Source organism: Eisenbergiella tayi (assembly GCF_001881565.1).
GTDB classification, from domain to species: Bacteria; Bacillota; Clostridia; order Lachnospirales; family Lachnospiraceae; genus Eisenbergiella; species Eisenbergiella tayi.
This window is the reverse complement of sequence record NZ_MPDJ01000006.1, coordinates 408,424-408,637: the sequence shown is the minus strand read 5'-3', so window position 1 is coordinate 408,637 and position 214 is coordinate 408,424.

Here is a 214-nt window from a genome sequence, read left to right as displayed (position 1 = left end):
GGCGTGGAGGTGTACCCGTCTTTGCCACAGGGAGTACTGCGGGTGGCAGGGTTGTTACTTATACACATAGAGAATGGTATAAGAGACAACGTTTCCACTCTGCCAAAAACGCAGCGGTACTAAGATTGCACAGGACGCAATCTAAGGACCGGCGTTTTTAGAAGGCCTTTGCAGGGTACACCAAACCGCCGGGGAGGGCATCCGCAGCAGGTAA